The 278-nt window shown below is 68.0% G+C and carries 1 pseudogene; it reads right to left on the bottom strand.

From position 1 onward, the window contains the following. Positions 1–253: pseudogene (locus HTZ77_RS45645) on the bottom strand (site-specific integrase); the annotation flags it as partial. Positions 254–278: the final 25 nt, after the last annotated feature.

Here is a 278-nt window from a genome sequence, read left to right as displayed (position 1 = left end):
TCTGCCCGAGAGCGGCCCGCATGCCTTCCACCCTCTCGTACGTCCACGGCTTCACCCTGTCGCGCGAGACCTTGGGTGCTCGGACGACCGATGCCTTGCAGGGGTTCCGCGCGACGAGGCCGTCGTCCACGGCCGCGGAGAAGACAGCGGACACGTGCGCCAGCTGGACCTTGATGTAGGAAGGGGCCAGTTCGCCCTGTAGCCCGCGTAGCCAGGCTTGGACCATCGACGGCCGGTTGGCCAGTACGCGCATCTCCCGGTCACCCAGGACGGGATAG

Source organism: Nonomuraea montanisoli (assembly GCF_013363975.1).
Taxonomy (GTDB): Bacteria; Actinomycetota; Actinomycetes; order Streptosporangiales; family Streptosporangiaceae; genus Nonomuraea; species Nonomuraea montanisoli.
This window is presented reverse-complemented; position numbering and strand designations above follow the sequence as displayed.